This is a genomic window from Nocardiopsis sediminis (assembly GCF_042650565.1).
GTDB classification, from domain to species: domain Bacteria; phylum Actinomycetota; class Actinomycetes; order Streptosporangiales; family Streptosporangiaceae; genus Nocardiopsis_B; species Nocardiopsis_B sediminis.
Genome location: NZ_JBHSBH010000004.1, coordinates 221,975 through 239,916, shown reverse-complemented (window position 1 = coordinate 239,916; position 17,942 = coordinate 221,975). Strand labels below are relative to the sequence as shown.

Below are 17,942 nucleotides of genomic sequence, written 5' to 3'. Positions count from 1 at the left end.
TGCCCGAATGGACCCCGGCGCGACCCGCTTGCGAACTCCGACGGCCGCCATCGCCCACCGCCCCCTTCGACGTCCCCGGCGGGCCCGCGGACCGCCCTGCGCGGACCGCCCCGGGAGCCGGGACCGGCTCGGCGCCCACCGTGAGCGCTCTCGTAGCGTCACGATACCCCGCACCACGCCAAGTTTTCGTCACTGTGGGTATTGACCGGCCCGCCCCCGCGACGCCCGTGGTGGGGGCACCACACGGGGGGTAGGGCGCACACCCGCATGGGGAAAGGGGTCCATGCGTCCGGGCACAATCGGGCACACGGCGCATCGGATCGGAAACATAAGGTGACGAAGGCGGTGTCCGCGCCCGCGGAGCGTGATCCGACGCGCCGGGCCGCCGGGGCCGCCCTGCACCGGGGTGCCGCGGGCCCGCGGCCCCAGGGCAGGCCTAGTACGCCGAGGGCGCCGGGCCCGATGGGGACTCGGTGCGTACGCCCCCCGTGGCGGCCAGGCCGTAGAAGTCCAGCGCGTTGCGGCGCAGGACCGGGCCCGCCGGTCCAGGGCCGAGCGCCTCGGTGATCACGTCGATATCGGTGCTGCGGAAGGGGCGCGGCGCCCGCGTGGACGGGAGGTCGGTGCCGAACATCAGCGCGCCCGGGTTGATCGCGGCGATGGAGCGCAGCGCGACCGGGACGTCCAGGTCGCCGCGGCCGAACCCGGTGGCCTTGACCCGCGCTCCCCCGGCCACGAGGTCCAGCAGCGCGGGTAGCCCTTCGCGCGACAGGCCGAGGTGGTCGATGCTGACGCGCGGCAGCGGCGCGATGCGCGGCGCGAGCGCCGGCAGTTCCCGGGAGTCGACGTAGAGCTCGCAGGGCCAGCCCAGCAGTTCGGCGGCGCGCCGGGCCAGGTGGATCTGGGCGTCCAGGTCCCCGGCCGAGCCGCGGTAGAGGTTGAGCCGCAGCGAGCGTACGCCGGCGGCGTGCAGGTCGCGCAGCGCGGAGTCGGAGGTGTCGGGCGCGAGTTCGGCGACGCCGACGTAGGAGGGGCCCAGCTCGCGCAGCGCGGCGACCAGGTAGGCGGGGTCGGGTCCTTGGAAGGAGCCGGCCACGACGGCTCCGCCGCTGATGCCCAGTGGTTCGCTGCGGGCGAGGTAGTCGGCGGCGGTGAACGGCTCCGGCCGGTAGCCCTGCCCGGTGGCGAGGGGGAACCGGGGATCGATGATGTGGAGGTGGGCGTCGAACAGCGCCATCGCCTCGATTCGGCCGGGGTGCAGCGGGCGGTGCGGGCCGCGGGGGACGTCCGTGCCCCGGCCGCCGCGCTGAGCGGGATGGGTGCGGGTGACCACCGTAGCGCCCATGGCCGCCGGCGGCACCGCCGGATCCGCGGCCGCACGCCCGTCACCCGGCAGGTCACGGACGCGTAACCCGTTGCGGGGTGCCCATTCCCGACCACATACCACCTGGTCGGTATGGGACGGATAGGATCCCCCCAGTGTGTTCTGGACCACCCATCCGGAGGTTGCCATGTCTCAGACCGCCCGCGTCGCGATCGTCACGGGAGGTGCCCGCGGCATCGGTGCGGCCACGGCCCGCAGACTCGCCGGCGACGGCCACTCGGTCGCCGTCGTCGACCTCGACGAGACCGACGCCCGCAAGGCCGCCGACCAGATCACCGCCGAGGGCGGAACGGCGATCGGGCTGGGTGCCGATGTGACCGAGGCGGACAAGGTCACCGCGGCCGTCGCCGAGGTCGCCGAGCGGCTGGGCCCGCCCACGATCCTGGTCAACAACGCCGGCGTGATCCGCGACAACCTGCTGTTCAAGATGACGGAGAACGACTGGGACACCGTGCTGGGCGTGCACCTGCGCGGCGCGTTCCTGATGAGCCGCGCCGTCCAGGCGCACATGACCTCGGAGCGCTGGGGCCGCATCGTCTGCCTGTCGAGCAGCTCGGCTCAGGGCAACCGCGGCCAGGCCAACTACTCCGCGGCGAAGGCCGGTCTCCAGGGGTTCACCAAGACCCTCGCCATCGAGCTGGGCAAGTTCGGGGTGACCGCCAACGCCGTCGCCCCCGGGTTCATCGAGACCGACATGACCCGCCAGACCGCCGCGCGCGTGGGCATGGACTTCGAGGACTTCAAGAAGGCCGCGGCCGAGAGCATCCCGGTCCGCCGCACCGGCCGGCCCGCCGACGTCGCCGCCACGATCTCCTTCCTCACCAGCGAGGACGCCGGCTTCGTCTCGGGCCAGGTCATCTATGTCGCGGGCGGTCCACTGGACTGATCGCGGGCCGGGGCGCGCCGCGGCGCGGCCCCATTCCGGCGCCCGGCGCCCCCGGCTCCCGCGGGTCCGGTCCACGGCTCCCCTCAATCCGCCGCCGTTCCAACGGAGGTTCGCGTTCTATGACATCGGATCCATCGGGCAGGGAGCTCGACGCCCCCGCTCTGCGACAACGAGTCGCCGACTTCGTCGCCGCACACGACCCCGCCGCCACCGGCCAGGCCGACCTGCTCGCCGCGCGCTTCGACGCCGGACTGGCGTGGGTGCACTTCCCCGAAGGGCTGGGCGGGCTGGGTGCCCCGCGGTCGCTCCAGTCCGTCGTCGACGAGGAGTTCGACGAGCGGGGCGCCGCCCCGACCGGCCGCGAGGGCCTGATCATCGGGCTCGGCATGGCCGCCCCCACCATCCTGGCGTTCGGCACCCCCGAGCAGCGCGCACGCTTCCTCAAGCCGCTCTACACCGGCGAGGAGGTCTGGTGCCAGCTCTTCAGCGAGCCCGGCGCAGGCTCCGACCTGGCCGCCCTCGGCACGCGCGCGGTGCGCGACGGTGAGGAGTGGGTCGTCAACGGGCAGAAGGTGTGGACGTCGCTGGCCCACCGCGCCCGGTGGGCCATCCTGGTGGCCCGGACCGACCCCGACGTCCCCAAGCACCAGGGGCTGACCTACTTCATCTGCGACATGAGCGCCGAGGGCGTCGACGTGCGCCCGCTGCGCCAGCTCACCGGCGAGGCGGAGTTCAACGAGGTCTACCTGACCGACGTGCGCATCCCCGACTCCCACCGGATCGGGGCGGTCGGCGAGGGCTGGAAGGTCGCCCAGACCACCCTGATGAACGAACGCGTCTCCATCGGGGGCAACGCCGAACCGCGCGAGGGCGGCCTGATCGGCGTCGTCGCCGATGTCTGGCGCTCCCGCCCCGAGTTGCGCACCCCGGGCATGCACGACGCCCTGCTGAAGCTGTGGGTCGAGGCCGAGGCCGCGCGGCTGACCAAGGAGCGGCTGCGCCAGCAGCTGGCGGTCGGCCAGCCCGGGCCCGAGGGGTCGGCGGCCAAGTACTCCTACTCCCGGCTCAACCAGGAGATCTCCGGCCTGGAGGTGGAGCTGCTGGGCCAGGAGGGGCTGGTCTACGACGACTGGTCGTTCCGCCGCCCCGACGGCGTCGACTTCGCCAAGCGGGGCGCGGGCTTCCACTACCTGCGCAGCAAGGGCAACTCCATCGAGGGCGGGACCTCGGAGATCCTGCGCAACATCATCGCCGAACGGATCCTCGGCCTGCCCGCCGAGATCCGGGTCGACAAGGACGTCGCCTGGAAGGACCTGCCCAAGTGAGCGAGACCATGCCCGACCTGCTCTACAGCGAGGTCGAGGAGGAGCTGCGGGCGAGCGTCCGTGCCCTGTTGTCGGACAAGAGCCCGGCCCCGGCCGTCCTGGCCCGGGTCGAGAGCGACCGGGTGACCGACCTCGCTCTGTGGAAGGGGCTGGTGGACCTGGGCTGCGCGGCGCTGCCGGTCCCGGAGGAGCTGGGGGGCGCGGGAGCGGGCCTGCGCGAGGCCGCGGTGGTCGCCGAGGAGCTGGGCCGGGCGGTCGCCCCGGTGCCCTTCCTCGGCAGTGCGGTGCTGGCCACGGCGGCGCTGCTGGCCGCGGGTGATGCGGCGGCATCCCCGTTGTCGTCGCTGGCGTCGGGCGAGGCGACCGCCACGGTCGCGGTCCCGCTGGGCACCTGGCCCGACGCGGCGTTCCCCGCGACGGTGCGGGAGTCCGGCGGGGCGCTGACGGGTGCCGTGGCGGGGGTGGTGGACGCCCTCACCGCCGACCTCCTGGTGGTGCCGGCCGTCGGCGCCGACGGGCCCGGGATCTACCTGGTGGACGCCGCGGCGGCGGTGCGATCGCCGGTGGTGAGCCTGGACCTCACGCGCCCGCTGGCCGATGTCGCGCTGGACTCCGTCCCGGCGCGGCTGCTGGCGTCGGGGCCGCGCGCCGAGGAGGTGCTGCGGTCGGCGCTGGTCACCGGGGCGGCGCTGCTCGCGGCCGAGCAGCTGGGCGTGGCGGAGTGGGCGCTGCACACGACGGTCGGCTACCTGAAGACCCGCCACCAGTTCGGCCGTCCGGTGGGCTCGTTCCAGGCGCTCAAGCACCGGCTGGCCGACCTGTGGGTGGCGGTCTCGCAGACGCGCGCCGTGGTGCGCAACGCGGTGGGGGCCGCCGCTGGCGGTGGCCCGGAGGCGGAGCTGGGCGCGTCCCTCGCCCAGGCGTTCGTCTCGGGGGTGGCGGTGCGCGCCACCGAGGAGGCGGTGCAGCTGCACGGCGGCATCGGCTTCACCTGGGAGCACCCGGCCCACCTGTACCTCAAGCGGGCCAAGAGCGACGCCATCGCCCTCGGCACCGCCGACCGCCACCGCCTGGCGCTGGCCCGCCTGGCCGACCTGCCGCCGGCCGCACTGTAACCGGACACCGCGCGGCGGCCGGGCTCCCCGGCCGCCACGGCGTTCGGTTCAGGGGTTTTTTCCGGTCAGGGTGGCGGCCGCTGCGGCGATGAGTTTTGCGGCCTCGTCGATGTCGGTGTCGGTGATGTCCAGGTGGGCGACGAACCGGATGTGGGAGGGGCCGAGGGGCACGCAGCCGACCCCGTGGCCGGTGACAGCGGCGGCGAGTTCGGGGGCGCGTCCCTCGGGCGCCTCCAGGATGACCATGTTGGTGCGGGCCTGCGCGCCCAGTCCGGGGACGGTCGCGATGGCCTCCGCCAGGCGGGCGGCGCGCCCGTGGTCCTCGGCGAGGCGGTCCACGTGGTGGTGCAGGGCGTGGAGGGCGCCGGCGGCGATGATGCCGGCCTGGCGCATGCCGCCGCCCAAGAGCTTGCGGGCGCGGCGCGCGCGACGGATGGTGTCGGTGTCTCCGGCCAGGGCGGACCCCACGGGGGCGCCGAGGCCCTTGGAGAAGCACACCGAGACCGTGTCGGCGCCCTCGGCGACCTCGGCGGGCGCGACCCCGAGGGCGACGGCGGCGTTCCACAGCCGGGCGCCGTCCAAGTGCAGGCGCATGCCGTGGGCGTGTGCGAAGTCGGCCACGCGCCGCTGCTCGGCGAGCGGCACGACGAGGCCGGTCAGGGTGTTCTCCAGGCTGATCAGCGCGGGCCGGGCGCGGTGGACGTCGTCGGCGCCCGCCGCCCAGCGCTCCAGGAGCTCCTGTGACGGGTGGCCTTCGGCGGCGTCGAAGGTGCGGGGCAGCACCCGCGCCAGCACGGAGGTGCCGCCCTGCTCGTTGGCCACGACGTGGGAGCGTTCGTGCGCCCACAGCTCCTCGCCGCTGCCGGCCGACACGTACACGGCGATCTGGTTGGACATGTGCCCCGAGGGCACGTAGAGCGCGGCCTCCTTGCCCAGCAGCGCCGCGGTCTCCTCCTCCAGCCGCCGCACCGTGGGGTCCTCGCCGAAGACGTCGTCGCCGACCTCGGCCCCGGCCATGGCACGCCGCATCTCGGGTGTGGGCCGGGTGGCTGTGTCGGACCGAAGATCGATCATGGCGAGGCCCCGTTCCCTGTCGGTATGGAGGTGTCGGCCCCACCCTAGAGCGCCGCGTGCGGCGCGCGTGCCCCGGGCCCGCTGAGCGACCGGTCGAGGCCGTCGACGGCGGTGGTGGCCGCCTGCTCGACGTGCTTGATGCCGGTGGCCTCGTCGGGGTGGTGGTCGGAGAGCACGGCGACCAGGTAGAACCGCCCATTGTGCTCGATGTGGCCGGTGCTGTTGATCGCCCATTTCCCGTGGTCGGCGCTGCGGGGCACCCAGCCGTTCTTCACCTCTGACCCGCCCGGGTCACCGGCCGCCGACACGCCCCACGCCTGGTCGCGGTCGACGGTGCCCATGAGCTCCACCGCGTAGGCGCGGTGCTCCTGGCTCAGTGGGCTGTCGACGGTGAAGACGGTGCGCAGGACGCGCAGCCGGTCGCCGACGGTGGTCTCCGTCTTCCCCCAATGGTCGTCCGGGCCGGGCTGCGTGGTGGTCAGGCCCAGCCGGGCGGCACCCTCGCGGTAGCCCGCCGCGCCGCCGATGCGGTCGTAGACCTCGGCGGCCGCGTCGTTGTCGCTGGAGCGGATCATCGGGGACAGGAGGTCGCGCTCGTCCTTGGTGAGCGCGCGGCGCTCGTCCTGCGCCTTGAGCATGAGCAGGACCAGCAGGTCCACCTTGACGGCACTCGCAGTGACGAAGCGCTGCTCTGCGTGGTAGTCGTACGTCGTCCCGTTGCCGAGCTCCTGCACCGACACGGACAGGTGCGTGCCCGCGCGCATCCCGGCGAGGTCGGCGTCGAGTTCCTGCGTGATGCGGGACGTGGCGCCGGGTTCCGGTTCCCGCGAAGGGCCCTGGCCCACGGCGGGCTGGTCGCCGGACGCGCCGGGCGCCGAGGCGAGCGCGGCGGTGGGGAAGCCGGCACCCAGGAGCGCGCCGAGAAGGAGCGCCGCCGCCGGGGTCGACACCCGTCGGCGGAGCCGCCGGAGCGGTTCCTCGGTCGGCCGCTGCCGATGCGCGCGGCTGGGGTGGGTCTGGCGGTGCATCACGGCTCACCTCCGTGGGTCCCAGTGGTCCGCGGGGTCGGGGCGGCCCGGCCGTCCGCGTGGGTGCGCAGCGTTGACCACGTCCCACGCGACTCCATGCCGAAGCTACCGGGTGGGCCTTATATACAAAATGGCGAAGAATGGTCGTGGAATTGACCCGCGTGGCGCAATCCCCGCGTGGTCAGTCGATGCCGCGCGCGGTCAGCGCCTCGCCCATCGCCTCGGCCGATCGGATCAGGCCCACGATGACCGGCACCACCATGAGGTGCGGGCGTCCGCGCAGGCCGCGGGCGATGTAGGCCTCGCGCGAGGCGCGCCAGGCCGATGCCGCCATGGGGATGGACCGGATGGTCAGGGCGAGCAGCAGCGCCACCCGCTCCGGGCGCACGCCGGCGAAGCGCAGAGGGCGGGCCAGCCGCTCGAAGAGCTCCAGCATCTCGCTCACCCGGGTGACCATGGTGACCAGCCCCGAGAGCAGCACCGCCGCGGCGAGCTGGGCGCAGACCCGCACCGCCGCGGGCCCGTCACCCGCCAGCGCCTGGAAGGCGGCGATGAGGGCGAGGAAGGGCAGCAGCGGGCGCAGGGTCCGCGCGACCGCTCGGGGGCCCAGCCCGCACAGCGGGTGCAGCAGCAGCGCGGCCACGACGGCGGCCAGCGCGACCCAGAGGTTCGCGGCGGCGACGATCGCGGTGACCGCCACTACCAGGGCGAGGAGCTTGGCGCCGGCGGGCAGCCGGTGGGCGGGCGAGGTCCCGGGGACGTAGAGCCCGAGCATGCTCACGTCGGGTGCTCCTCCGGGGCGGGGTCCTCGGCGCGGGCGTCCATCAGCGCGGTGTAGTGGGCGATCGCGGCCTGCGGGACACCGTCGAAGACGACCCGCCCCTCGTCCATGACCACGACCCGGTCGAACCCGGCGAGCGTGCCGAGGTGGTGGGTGAGCAGGATGACCTGCTGCGGCAGCGCCCGCAGCGCCCGCTCGACCACCCGGACGTTGTGGAGGTCCAGCAGGGTCGTGGGCTCGTCGCAGACGAGCACATCGGGCTCGGTGACCAGCACCGACGCCAGCGCCAGCATCTGCTTCTGGCCGCCCGAGAGCAGGTGCGCCGGGTGGTCGCGGTGCCCCTCCAGGCCGTGGCGGCGCAGGACCGCGTCCACCCGCGCGTCGGTCTCGGCGCGCCCCAGGCCGCTTCCGCGCAGCCCGATGCGCACGTCCTCGGCGACCGTGGGCATGACGATCTGGGCCGCGGGATCGGCGAAGACGAAGCCGACCCGGCTGCGGACCCACCGGGCGTGCCGGCGGGTATCGCGGCCGTCGAGCAGGACCCGCCCGGAGTCGGGCAGGACGAGGCCGTTGAGGGTGCGGGCGAGCGTCGACTTGCCCGACCCGTTGGCGCCGATGATCCCGATGCGGCGCTCGGCCAGGTCCAGGGAGACGTCGCGCAGGACGGGGCGGCCGTCGTAGGCGTGCGTCACGTTCTCCACGCGCAGCATCGGGTGGTATCGCTCCTGGTCAGGTCGGTTTTCGGTGGGTGCCGGGCCCCGGTGGCAGCCTATGCGTCCTCGCGCGCGGCGGCGTCGACGGGGCGGCCGGCCGGTGGGATCGGGTAGGAGCGGTGGACCGCCGCGGCGATGGCCGCCGCCAGCGCCGCCTTGGCGAGGTCGCCGGGCAGGAAGACGCCCACCCCGACCACCGAGGCCAGCAGGCCGTCGCCGAGCGCGACCGCGCTCCACGGGACGCCGACGAGGTAGACCACGCCGATCCCGCCCAGCACATTGGCGCCGAGCCCGGGCCAGAAGCGGTAGCGGGGCAGGAGGCGCCCCACGATCAGCCCGATGGCCAGCGCCCCCGCCACCCAGCCGAGCATGTAGCCGCCGGTGGGACCGAGGAATGGGGCGACCCCGCCGCGCCCGCCGGGCAACAGGGGCAGCCCGGCCAGGGTCAGCGCGAGGAAGGCGAGGACGGCCAGGGCCCCGCGCTTGGCCCCGAGCAGGCTGGGGGCGAGCATGACGCCGAGGGTCTGGAGGGTGATGGGCACGGGGCCGACGGGGATGGCGAACGGCATGCTCAGAACGGCCAGCAGCGCCGCGAACATGGCGATGAGGGCGAGGTCGCGGGCGGTGAGCCCGCGGCGGCGGGCCGCGGGCGCAGGGGTGTCGGGCATGGCTCTTCCCATCGTGCCGGGGTGATGGAGGGCGGAACCGCACTTCCCATTGTCCGCTATGCCCGGTTCACGGGAAGGGGGCGGCGGCGACAGTTCGCCCCGCTGGAAGTTGTGGGTTTCCGCGATTGTCCACCGCGCCCGTATCCCCACAGGAAGTGGCGAGTCCGGGCACCGGCGGGATCGCCCGCGTGGCCGCCGGTGGCCGGGCAGGCGGGCCGGCAGCGGCGATCGCCGCCACGCGGCCATGGCGGTCGGCCTGGAGGGCCGGGCGGCCGTCGGTATCCGGGACCGGAGGACGCCGCCCCGGGGGCGGCGTCATACCCGCCGCCCGCGGAATCCCGCGCGGCCGTCGCCGGCGGCCGATCGCCGCCGGGGTTCCCGGTGGACGTCGACGCCCGTGGATTCGCCGGCCCGCGCCCTCGCGCCCCGACGGCCCCGGACGACGGTTCGCGCGCCTTGGCGGCGCCTCACCCCGCCGGAAGTACGCAGGCGGGGTCGGGCACGGGCAGGCGGTGCCCGGTGTCGGTGGGCAGGCCGCCCTCCGGATCCGTCCGCAGCACCGCGAGGACGCCCTCGTGCTGGGCGGCGACCACGATGAAGTCGCCCACCAGGGCGAAATGGCGCGGCCAGGCGCCCCCGGCCGGGACGTGCCCCAGGGGCCGCAGGGCCGCCCCGCCGTCGGTGACCGCGAAGACCGCGATGGTGTCGCTGCCCCGGTTGGCGACGTAGAGGCGCTCCCCGTCGGCGGACAGCGCGATCTCCGACGGGAAGTCCCCGTCCTCGGCCCCCGCCGGGACGCCCGCCACCGCGGCGGCGGTGGCCGTCGGCCGGTCCCAGCGCAGGACGTGCACGCGCGCGTCCAGCTCGCCGGCGACGTAGACGTGCCCGCTGGGGTGCACCGCCACGTGCCGGGGGCCCGTTCCGGGCGCGAGGCGGGCGGCGGTGAACCCCGGGCCGGCGGGGTCGGCGGCGCCGGGGTCGAAGGCGTGGCCGCGCAGTTCGTCGGTGCCCAGGTCCGCGATGAGCAGGTGCGCACCGCCCGGCGCGACCGCCGTGCTGTGGGCGTGCGGCCCCTCCTGCCGGTCCGCGCGCGGGCCGGAACCGCTGTGGGTGAGGACCTGGGGCGCCCCAGGGGCGCCAGCGGCGTCCAGGCGGTGGACGCCCACCGCGCCGTCGGCGTAGTTCGCGGTGACGATGTGGCCGCCGGCCGGGTGCACGGCCACGTGGCAGGGCGAGCCGCCGCCCGTGGGCGCCGATCCGACCGCGGCCGGCACGCCATCGGGGCCGACCGACAACGCGGTCACCCGCCCCTCGTCCACCTCGCTGACGGCGTAGACGAGCCCGCTGCGCGGGTGGGCGGCCAGGAAGGAGGCCCCTTCGACCGCGATGGCGGGCGCGCCGCCGCTCAGCTCTCCGGTGCGGGTGTCGAGGAGGACGCGGTGGACGCCCGCCCCCGATCCGGCCGGGACGGACCCGCGGGTGTAGGTGCCGATCCACAGTCTCCGCTCGGCCATGGGCCGCCCTTCCGCTCGGGGACACCGCTGCGCCACGCTCTTTTGACGATCATGCCCCCTCCGCCTCCTCCATCGCCACCGTCGCGCCGGGGAAGGGGATGCCCGCGGCGCCCAGGCGTACCCCCGTCCGCTTGATCCAGTAGCGGCGCAGCACGTCGAGCATGATGGACACCCGCAGGCCGGTGACGCCGGGCAGCGCTGCGAGGTCCGCCGACAGGAAGCCCTCCAGCGCCGCCTCGTCGCGGAAGACCCCGTGGTGGATCACGGACCCGGCGCCGGCCACCACCGAGACGTAGCGCGCCGAGGGGTGGCGGGCGAGCTGGTCGGCCACGTGGGTGATCGCGCCGGGGTGGGTCGTCAGCGACAGGATGACCTCCAGGCGCATCCCCAGCAGCGGCGGCTCCACCTCGACCCGCGGCCGGATCACGCCGCGTTCCAGCACCGACTGGGCGACCCGGTAGGCGGTGGACTGGCTGACGCCCAGCTCGCGGGCGAGCTCCCCCGATCCGATCCGGGCGTCGCGGTAGAGCAGCCGCGCCGCGGCCCGCTCATGGGCCGAGGGCGGCTCGGCGGGATCGGCGGGCGCCGCGGCGGCCGTGACGTGGCCATAGCGGGCGAGGTCGGCGGTCTGGCGGCCGGAGAGCCGGTCCAGGGTCCAGGCGTCGGCGCGCGTGACCGGGCGCAGCACCAGGTCGGACTGGGTGGAGCGCACGCCCTCGACCGACGGGATGACGCGGGTGAGCAGGTCGCGCACCTGGTCGCGGCCGGTGGGGTGGACGACGCAGTAGACGTCGGCCTCGCCGCTGGTGAGCGCGACGAGCTGGGTCTCGGGCCGTTCGGCGAGGCGCTGGGCGACCCCGACCGAGCGCCCGGGGTCGGTCCGGAGCCAGACGTGGCGCGGGTTGGCGTCGGAGAACACCGCCCAGTCGACCTGGCCGACGACGCGCAGGAGGTGCTCGGCCTGGAGGCGGTGGAGACGGCGGCCGATGGTGCTCGCCGAGCTGCCGAGAACGTCGGCGAGGACGTTGATCGGCGCCCGGGGCGCCCGTTGCAGGGCCGCCACCAGGTCCAGATCGAGGTCGTCCAGAGAGGGGTCGCGCACAATCGGATGATACGCACTATCAAACCGACTTAATGTGAATGATTCACCCATGCAACGGCCAAGCGTTGACAAATCACACCATGGGCCGTCAAATGTACTGGTCATGCGTGGGGCGGGAGGCGACCCACACCACCACGGACAGCAGTGGATCGAAGGAGTACCCGTGGCCAGGCCCGAATCCGCGCCGACCGAACGGTCGGAATCCCCCCTGTTGCGCGCCCTCCAGGCGATCGAACGCGCGGGCAACAAGCTGCCGCACCCGTTCTGGCTCTTCACGATCATGGCCGGGCTGGTCATCGTGCTCAGCGCCGTCCTGAGCGGCCTCGGCGTCGGGGCCGAGTCCCCCGTCGACGGCGAGCGCATCGCCGTCAAGAGCCTGCTGTCGGCCGAAGGCGTGCAGACGATCATCGGCGACGCCATCACCAACTACGCGGAGTTCCCGCCGCTCGCGCTCATCGTCGTGGTGATGCTCGGCGTCGCGGTGGCCGAGCGCAGCGGGATGCTCAACGCGCTGCTGCGCGGCAGCGTCACCCGCGTCCCCGGCAAGCTGCTCACGTTCTCGCTGGCCCTGGCCGGGGTCTGTGGCAGCGTGGCCTCCGACGCCGCCTACGTCGTGCTCATCCCGCTGGGCGCCATGGTGTTCAAGGCGGCCGGGCGCAGCCCGATCCTGGGGCTGGTCGTCGCCTTCGGCTCGATCTCCGCGGGCTACGACGCCTCGATCTTCATCACCCCCACCGACGCCATCCTGTCCGGGCTCACCACCAGCGCCGCCCAGGTCATCGACCCCGAATACGTGGTCACCCCGGTGGCGAACTACTACTTCAGCGCGGTCAGCTCGATCCTGCTGGCGGTCCTGGTCACGCTGGTCGCCGAGTTCGTCCTCGCCAAGCGCGTGGAGGGCCTGGCGATCGACGGCGAGGACGCCGACGCCGAACTCGGCGACCTGAAGCTGTCGCCGGTGGAGCGCCGCGGCCTGGCCCTGTCCGGGCTGGCCGTCCTCGGCGTGGCCGCCGTCCTCGCCGCGGCGCTCACCCCGGCCTCCTCACCGCTGCGCGGTCCCGAAGGCGACGTGCTCGGCTCCCCGGTGATCACCGGCATCGCCTACGTGCTCGGCTTCCTGTTCCTGCTGGCCGGCGCCGTCTACGGGCGGGTGACCGGCAGCATCACCCGCGCACGCGAGATCCCCGAGGCGATGGTCGGCGGCGTCCGCGAACTCGCCCCGGTGCTGGTCCTGTTCTTCGCCGCCTCGCAGTTCCTGGCCTACTTCCGCTGGACCGGCCTGGGCGAGGTCATCGCGATCCGCAGCGCCGGCGTGCTCGACGCCGCCGGCGTGCACCCGGTGGTGCTCTTCCTCGGCATGATCGTGATCATCTCCCTGATGAACCTGCTCATCACCAGCGGCTCGGCGCAATGGGCGCTGATCGGCCCGATCTTCGTGCCCATGATGATGCTGCTCAACGTGTCGCCCGAGACCACCCAGGCGGTGTTCCGGATCGCCGACTCCACCACCAACGTCATCAGCCCGATGAGCGCGTACTTCGTGATGGCGCTCGGCTTCCTCCAGCGCTACAGCCGCAAGGCAGGGATCGGGACCCTGTTCTCGCTGACCCTGCCCATCTCGATGACACTGCTCGTCGGCTGGACCCTGCTCTTCCTGGCCTGGTGGGCCCTCGGCATCCCGCTGGGGCCCGGCGTCCCCGTGCGCTGACCCCGGCGCCGCCCGGCGCCCGTCCCGCCCCAACCCCATCCCGAGAGAACAGAAGGTGACGACGACGTGAGCCCCCTCCCCGCCCTGGCCGAAGCGGCCCGCCGCGACCTCCCCGAGGTCCTGGCCGACCTGCGCCGCCTGGTGGAGCTGGAGACACCGAGCAACGACAAGGCACTGCTCGACGCCGGGCTGGACGGCCTCGAGGCGTGGCTGACCGAACGGCTCGGCGCCCCGGCCGAGCGCACCCGCCACGACGGCGGCGCCTACGGCGACGTCCTGGAGGCCGTCTACCCCGGCACCGGGTCCGGCGAGGTGCTGTTCCTGTGCCACTACGACACGGTGTGGCCGCGGGGCACGCTGGCCGAGTGGCCGGTGTCCGTCGACGGCGACCGCTTCACCGGCCCGGGGTGCTTTGACATGAAGGCCGGGATCGTCCAAGGGGTGTGGGCCCTGCGCCACCTGCGCGAGCTGGGCCTGCCCACGCCCACGGTGCGCGTGCTGCTCAACGGCGACGAGGAGATCGGCAGCCCCGCGTCGCGCCCGCACATCGAGCGCGCCGCCAAGGGCACCGACCTCGCGCTCGTCCTGGAGCCCAGCCGCGAGGGCCGGGTGAAGACCGGGCGCAAGGGCATGGGCCTGTTCGACCTGGAGGTGCTGGGCGTGGAGTCCCACGCCGGGCTCGACCCCGAGGCCGGGGCCAGCGCCGTGCACGCCCTGGCCGGCCTGGTGCCCGCGATCACCGCCCTCGCCGACCCCGCACGCGGCACCACGGTCAACATCGGGGTGATCGCTGGTGGCACCGGCCGCAACGTGGTGGCCGGGCGCGCGACCTGCGAGATCGACGTGCGCATCCAGGACCCCGCGGAGATGCCCCGGGTCGACGCCGGGCTCGCCGCGCTCGCGCCCGCCGACCCGCGGGTGCGCCTGCGCCTCACCGGCGGCTGGAACCGTCCCCCGATGAACCCCAACCCGGCCACCGAGCGGATGTTCGCCACGGCGCGCGCGGTCGCACAGGGCCTGGGCGGCGACCTGGAGCAGGTCTCCGTCGGCGGGGCCAGCGACGGCAACTTCGTCTCGGCCATGGGCGGGGCCGTCCTGGACGGCATGGGCGCAGCGGGGGCGGGCCCGCACTCGCGCGACGAGCACGTGCTGATCAGCGCGACCCCGCACCAGGTGGCGCTGGCGTCGGGCCTGCTGACGGCGGTCGCAGGGGGCTGACCGGACAGCCCGGAGACCCCGGGGCCAGCCCCTGGGCGACACCGTGAAGATGCGAGAGGCGCGCGACCGGTCCGGTCGCGCGCCTCTCGCAGTCCTGCCCGCCGGTCAGCCGACGAGCTCGGCGCGCCTGGGGCGGGACAGGGTGAACTCCAAGAGCCGCCGCAGGACGGTACCGGAGGACCGGCGGTCCCGCGCGTCGAAGTCGACGATCGGGATGTCCGGCGCGATCTCCAGCGCCTCGCGGATCTCGTCGGCGGTGTAGCCCAGCTCCCCGTCGAACTTGTTCAGCGCGACGATGTAGGGGATGTTCTGGTGCTTCTCGAAGTAGTCGATCGCGTCGAAGCAGTCGGCGAGCCGACGGCTGTCGACGACGATCACGGCGCCCACCGCGCCGCGCACGATGTCGTCCCACATGAACCAGAAGCGGGCCTGCCCCGGGGTGCCGAACATGTACATGATCAGCTCCTGTTCCAGGGTGAGCCGACCGAAGTCCATGGCGACGGTGGTGGTGACCTTGCCGGGCGTGGCCGTTGTGTCGTCGTGGGCCACGCTGGCCTCGGTCATGACGGCCTCGGTGGAGACCGGGGGGATCTCCGATACCGAGCCCACGAGGGTGGTCTTGCCCGCGCCGAATCCACCTGCGATGACGATCTTGGTGGAAACCAGCGACGCGTTGCTCTTATTGGAAGAGACGTTCGAGTCCACGCAGCGCCCTCTCCAGAACTTGATTCTCCGACGGGCTGTGGCCCGTGATGGTCGGGTGGATGTATACGAGCCCCTGGTCGGCGAGGTCGCTCAAGAGGACCTGGGTCACGCCCATGGGGATCTTCAGTTCCGCGGCGATTTCGGCGACGGAACGCGCTTCCCGGCACAGCTCGTAGATGTTCTGCGACTCCGGCAGCAGGTTCGCCGGGGTCGAGGCGCCGGCGTCCGCGGTGGACACCAGCGTCTGCACCATCAGCGGGTGACGGGAGCGCGTACGTCCGCCCGTGAAGGTGTAGGGGCGGATCCGCGTACCCCTTCTCCTGCGAATGCTCATTGCGGCGGCTCCCTCTTCACACAGCGGGCACGGCTCGGCGTTGCGGTGGCGATGGCCTGGGTCACGGGGCCATGACCTCACGCAGCTGGTTGCGCAGCTGGGGGGTGAGCGCGTGGCCCGCGCTCTCCACCAGCAGCGTCATCTTGTAGGCGACGATCTTCATGTCGGCGTCCCCGCTGGTGAGCACGGCGAGCGAGGAGCCGTCGCTGATGGACATGACGAACAGGTGACCGTGCTGCATGCGCAGGATCAGCTGATCGGTGTCGCCCTTGCCGAACATGCGCGCGGTGCCGTCGGCCAGGCTCTGGAGGCCGCTGGCGATGGCGGCGAGCTGCTCGGCGTACTCGTCGGGGAAGTCGCGGGAGGCGGCGAGAAGCAAACCGTCGGAGGAGACGACCACCGCGTGCTCGACCCCGGAGACTTCGGAGACGAAGTTGGAGATGAGCCAGGTGAAGTTCTCAGCGCTCTCACTCAAGCGGTTGTCCATATCCGTCCAGATTCTCGATCGATTCGGTCAGGAACGCGCGGGCCTGCGGGAACGCCCTACTCATCCGCAGAGGCCTCGCGCTGGCCTTCGAGGAAGCCCTCCAGGTCGGCGCGGATCCGCTCGGCGCGGGAGGTGGATCCGGCGGCCTCGCCCTCGGCGGCGTCCTGCGCCGCTGCTGCGGCCGGGTCGGCGGGATCGGCCGCCGGTGTGGCCTCTGTGGGTGGCGCCATGGGCACTGGCGCCGTGTTCTTGTGCGCGCTGCGTCGCGGCAGCCCCGCCGCGGTCACCGAGGAGTCCATGGCGCTGCTCTTCTCCTGCTTGTGCGAGACGGGAGCGGGCTGGGCCGGGGGGGCGATGTGGTCCGGGGACTGGCCGGCCGGCACGTGGCGCGGCGCGGGGCGGGGTTCCGACGGCGGGGCCGCGGGGCGCGGCCCGGTCGTGCCGAACAGGTCGACGGGCAGGACGACGTGGGCGCTGACGCCGCGGAAGGCGCGCGCCTCCAGCTGCACCTGGACACCGTGGCGGTGCGCGATGCGGCTGACGACGTAGAGGCCCATGTGCCGGATGACCTGGTCGTCGAGGACCGGCTCACCGCGGAGCCGGGAGTTGAGCGATTCGAGCTGCGCGGCCGGGATGCCGATGCCCTCGTCCTCGACGGTGATGAGCAGCTTGTCGCTGCCCATGCGCTGGGCGCTGACGACGACCTGCGCGTGCTCGGGCGACTTCTCCGTCGCGTTGTCCATGAGCTCGGCCAGGAGGTGGCTGATGTCGTCGGCGGCCGTGCCGGCGACGAACAGCTCCGGGAGCCGGCCCAGCTGGACCCGCTGGTACTCGCTGATCTCGGAGATCGCGGCGCGGGCCACGTCGAGGAGCGGCACCGGCTCGGTGGAGGTGTCGCCGCTGTCCTGGTCGGCCAGGACGAGCAGGTTCTCGCCGTTGCGGCGCATCCGCGTGGCGAGGTTGTCGATCTTGAACAGCTTCTCCAGCAGCTCCGGGTCCTCGCTGCTGTCCTCCAGCTCTTCGACGACCTCGATGAGGGAGTCGACCAGCGCGAGGTCGCGCAGCGCCAGCCCGGCCAGGGTGCCGGTGACCAGCTCCTGCTGCCCGGGGCCGGCCTTCTCCGCGGCCGGCTCGGCGGGCTGCGGCCCGGTGTCGGACACCGGCGCGGGCGCGGCGGCCTGCTCCGGAGCGGGGGCCGCCTGGGCCTGGGGCTGCCCCCACGCCTGCTGCGGCTGGTGCTGCTGCTGGGGGTAGGGGTAGACCGGCTGCTGCTGCGGCACGTAGGCCACGGGCTGCTGCGGCTGCTGGGGGTGCCCGTAGGGCGCCTGCGGGTAGGGCTGGCCTGCGGCCTGCTGCTGGTTCACGTACTGCTGTTGCTGCGCGAGCTGCTGGGCGTAGAGCCGCTGCTGCGCGTTGAACAGCTCCTGTGCGGTCATCTGGCCGGACTGCCGGGAGCTGCGGCCGAAGCCGAGGCGCTCGGTGAAGCGCCTCCAGCGTCCGCGCTGGGGCGGCGGAGCGGCGCCGGTACCCTCTGCGCGCATCATGTGCGTGAGGGGGTGCTCCCCGTTCTGTCCAGCCGATGGCTGCTGCATCTGGGGCTGATTCCCTTGCCCAGTCGATGATGGCGCCTGCGCCACAGCACATCTCCTCGTATACGGGGGGAACTGTCGGACGGTGGGCCGCGCGTACGCGTCTCGGTCGGCGCCGGGTGCACCGCGTCCTCCGGACGGCCGGGGAACAGCGGGCCGCAAGGGAGACCGATCGCGCTGCGTGATCACGGCCGCGACGGGCGAACCGCCGGGAATACCGCCTTAATCTCAACGAATCGGCGGTCACGCTAGCACAGAAAGCCTTGCGCAATCAGGGCTCCCGTGGGGCGCAAGGGGCGCCTGCCCGATTC

General features: G+C 73.7%; 17 protein-coding genes. 5 read left to right on the top strand and 12 right to left on the bottom strand.

Translation table 11 applies throughout. The features are described from left to right. Positions 1 to 436: 436 nt before the first annotated feature. Positions 437 to 1,345 (bottom strand): amidohydrolase family protein, encoded by a 909-nt coding sequence (locus ACFOVU_RS05185; RefSeq protein WP_378530287.1) that lies wholly within the window; start codon positions 1,343 to 1,345, stop codon positions 437 to 439. 166 nt (positions 1,346 to 1,511) lie between these two features. Between ACFOVU_RS05185 and fabG the strand changes: the two genes are divergently transcribed. From fabG to ACFOVU_RS05170, 3 genes are all read left to right on the top strand, one after another. Continuing rightward, entirely contained in the window at positions 1,512 to 2,270 is a 759-nt protein-coding gene (gene fabG, locus ACFOVU_RS05180) for a 3-oxoacyl-ACP reductase FabG (RefSeq protein WP_378530286.1), read from the top strand. A gap of 119 nt (positions 2,271 to 2,389) precedes the next feature. Next, the gene (locus ACFOVU_RS05175; protein ID WP_378530284.1) at positions 2,390 to 3,595 is read left to right on the top strand and encodes an acyl-CoA dehydrogenase family protein; all 1,206 of its coding nucleotides are present in this window, start codon (positions 2,390 to 2,392) and stop codon (positions 3,593 to 3,595) included. Positions 3,596 to 3,603: 8 nt separating this feature from the next. After that, positions 3,604 to 4,710, top strand: a complete 1,107-nt coding sequence (locus ACFOVU_RS05170) for an acyl-CoA dehydrogenase family protein (RefSeq protein WP_378531178.1) — start codon at positions 3,604 to 3,606, stop codon at positions 4,708 to 4,710. A 48-nt stretch (positions 4,711 to 4,758) separates the two neighbouring features. Here the strand turns inward: ACFOVU_RS05170 and ACFOVU_RS05165 are convergent, their stop codons facing one another. The 7 genes from ACFOVU_RS05165 to ACFOVU_RS05135 form a co-directional block, all read right to left on the bottom strand. After that, the gene (locus ACFOVU_RS05165) at positions 4,759 to 5,784 is read right to left on the bottom strand and encodes a threonine aldolase family protein (RefSeq protein WP_378530282.1); all 1,026 of its coding nucleotides are present in this window, start codon (positions 5,782 to 5,784) and stop codon (positions 4,759 to 4,761) included. 44 nt (positions 5,785 to 5,828) lie between these two features. Beyond that, positions 5,829 to 6,812, bottom strand: a complete 984-nt coding sequence (locus tag ACFOVU_RS05160) for a serine hydrolase (protein ID WP_378530280.1) — start codon at positions 6,810 to 6,812, stop codon at positions 5,829 to 5,831. Between the two features lie 181 nt (positions 6,813 to 6,993). Then, positions 6,994 to 7,593, bottom strand: a complete 600-nt coding sequence (locus ACFOVU_RS05155; RefSeq protein ID WP_378530278.1) for an energy-coupling factor transporter transmembrane component T family protein — start codon at positions 7,591 to 7,593, stop codon at positions 6,994 to 6,996. Next, a complete protein-coding gene (locus ACFOVU_RS05150; RefSeq protein ID WP_378530276.1) occupies positions 7,590 to 8,303 on the bottom strand; it encodes an energy-coupling factor ABC transporter ATP-binding protein in 714 nt (237 codons plus the stop codon). The genes ACFOVU_RS05155 and ACFOVU_RS05150 overlap by 4 nt, the downstream gene beginning before the upstream one ends. Positions 8,304 to 8,362: 59 nt before the next feature. Further along, complete coding sequence (locus ACFOVU_RS05145) at positions 8,363 to 8,974, bottom strand: biotin transporter BioY (RefSeq protein WP_378530274.1); 612 nt, start codon at positions 8,972 to 8,974, stop codon at positions 8,363 to 8,365. 467 nt (positions 8,975 to 9,441) lie between these two features. Then, complete coding sequence (locus tag ACFOVU_RS05140; protein ID WP_378530272.1) at positions 9,442 to 10,488, bottom strand: lactonase family protein; 1,047 nt, start codon at positions 10,486 to 10,488, stop codon at positions 9,442 to 9,444. A gap of 49 nt (positions 10,489 to 10,537) precedes the next feature. Beyond that, positions 10,538 to 11,590 carry an Lrp/AsnC family transcriptional regulator gene (locus ACFOVU_RS05135; RefSeq protein ID WP_378530270.1) on the bottom strand — a complete coding sequence of 351 codons (1,053 nt, stop codon included), beginning with the start codon at positions 11,588 to 11,590 and terminating at the stop codon, positions 10,538 to 10,540. A gap of 163 nt (positions 11,591 to 11,753) precedes the next feature. Here ACFOVU_RS05135 and ACFOVU_RS05130 point away from each other — a divergent pair, with 163 nt between their 5' ends. Beyond that, positions 11,754 to 13,298 carry an AbgT family transporter gene (locus ACFOVU_RS05130; RefSeq protein WP_378530268.1) on the top strand — a complete coding sequence of 515 codons (1,545 nt, stop codon included), beginning with the start codon at positions 11,754 to 11,756 and terminating at the stop codon, positions 13,296 to 13,298. A 66-nt stretch (positions 13,299 to 13,364) separates the two neighbouring features. Continuing rightward, a complete protein-coding gene (locus tag ACFOVU_RS05125) occupies positions 13,365 to 14,516 on the top strand; it encodes a M20 family metallopeptidase (RefSeq protein WP_378530266.1) in 1,152 nt (383 codons plus the stop codon). 105 nt (positions 14,517 to 14,621) lie between these two features. Here the strand turns inward: ACFOVU_RS05125 and ACFOVU_RS05120 are convergent, their stop codons facing one another. The 4 genes from ACFOVU_RS05120 to ACFOVU_RS05105 form a co-directional block, all read right to left on the bottom strand. Then, positions 14,622 to 15,182 (bottom strand): GTP-binding protein, encoded by a 561-nt coding sequence (locus ACFOVU_RS05120; RefSeq protein WP_378531176.1) that lies wholly within the window; start codon positions 15,180 to 15,182, stop codon positions 14,622 to 14,624. A gap of 13 nt (positions 15,183 to 15,195) precedes the next feature. Beyond that, positions 15,196 to 15,555, bottom strand: a complete 360-nt coding sequence (locus tag ACFOVU_RS05115) for a DUF742 domain-containing protein (protein ID WP_378530264.1) — start codon at positions 15,553 to 15,555, stop codon at positions 15,196 to 15,198. A 61-nt stretch (positions 15,556 to 15,616) separates the two neighbouring features. After that, complete coding sequence (locus ACFOVU_RS05110) at positions 15,617 to 16,042, bottom strand: roadblock/LC7 domain-containing protein (RefSeq protein WP_449289729.1); 426 nt, start codon at positions 16,040 to 16,042, stop codon at positions 15,617 to 15,619. A 56-nt stretch (positions 16,043 to 16,098) separates the two neighbouring features. Next, positions 16,099 to 17,634, bottom strand: coding sequence for a sensor histidine kinase (locus ACFOVU_RS05105; RefSeq protein WP_378530260.1), 1,536 nt, complete (start codon positions 17,632 to 17,634; stop codon positions 16,099 to 16,101). Between the last annotated feature and the right edge of the window lie 308 nt (positions 17,635 to 17,942).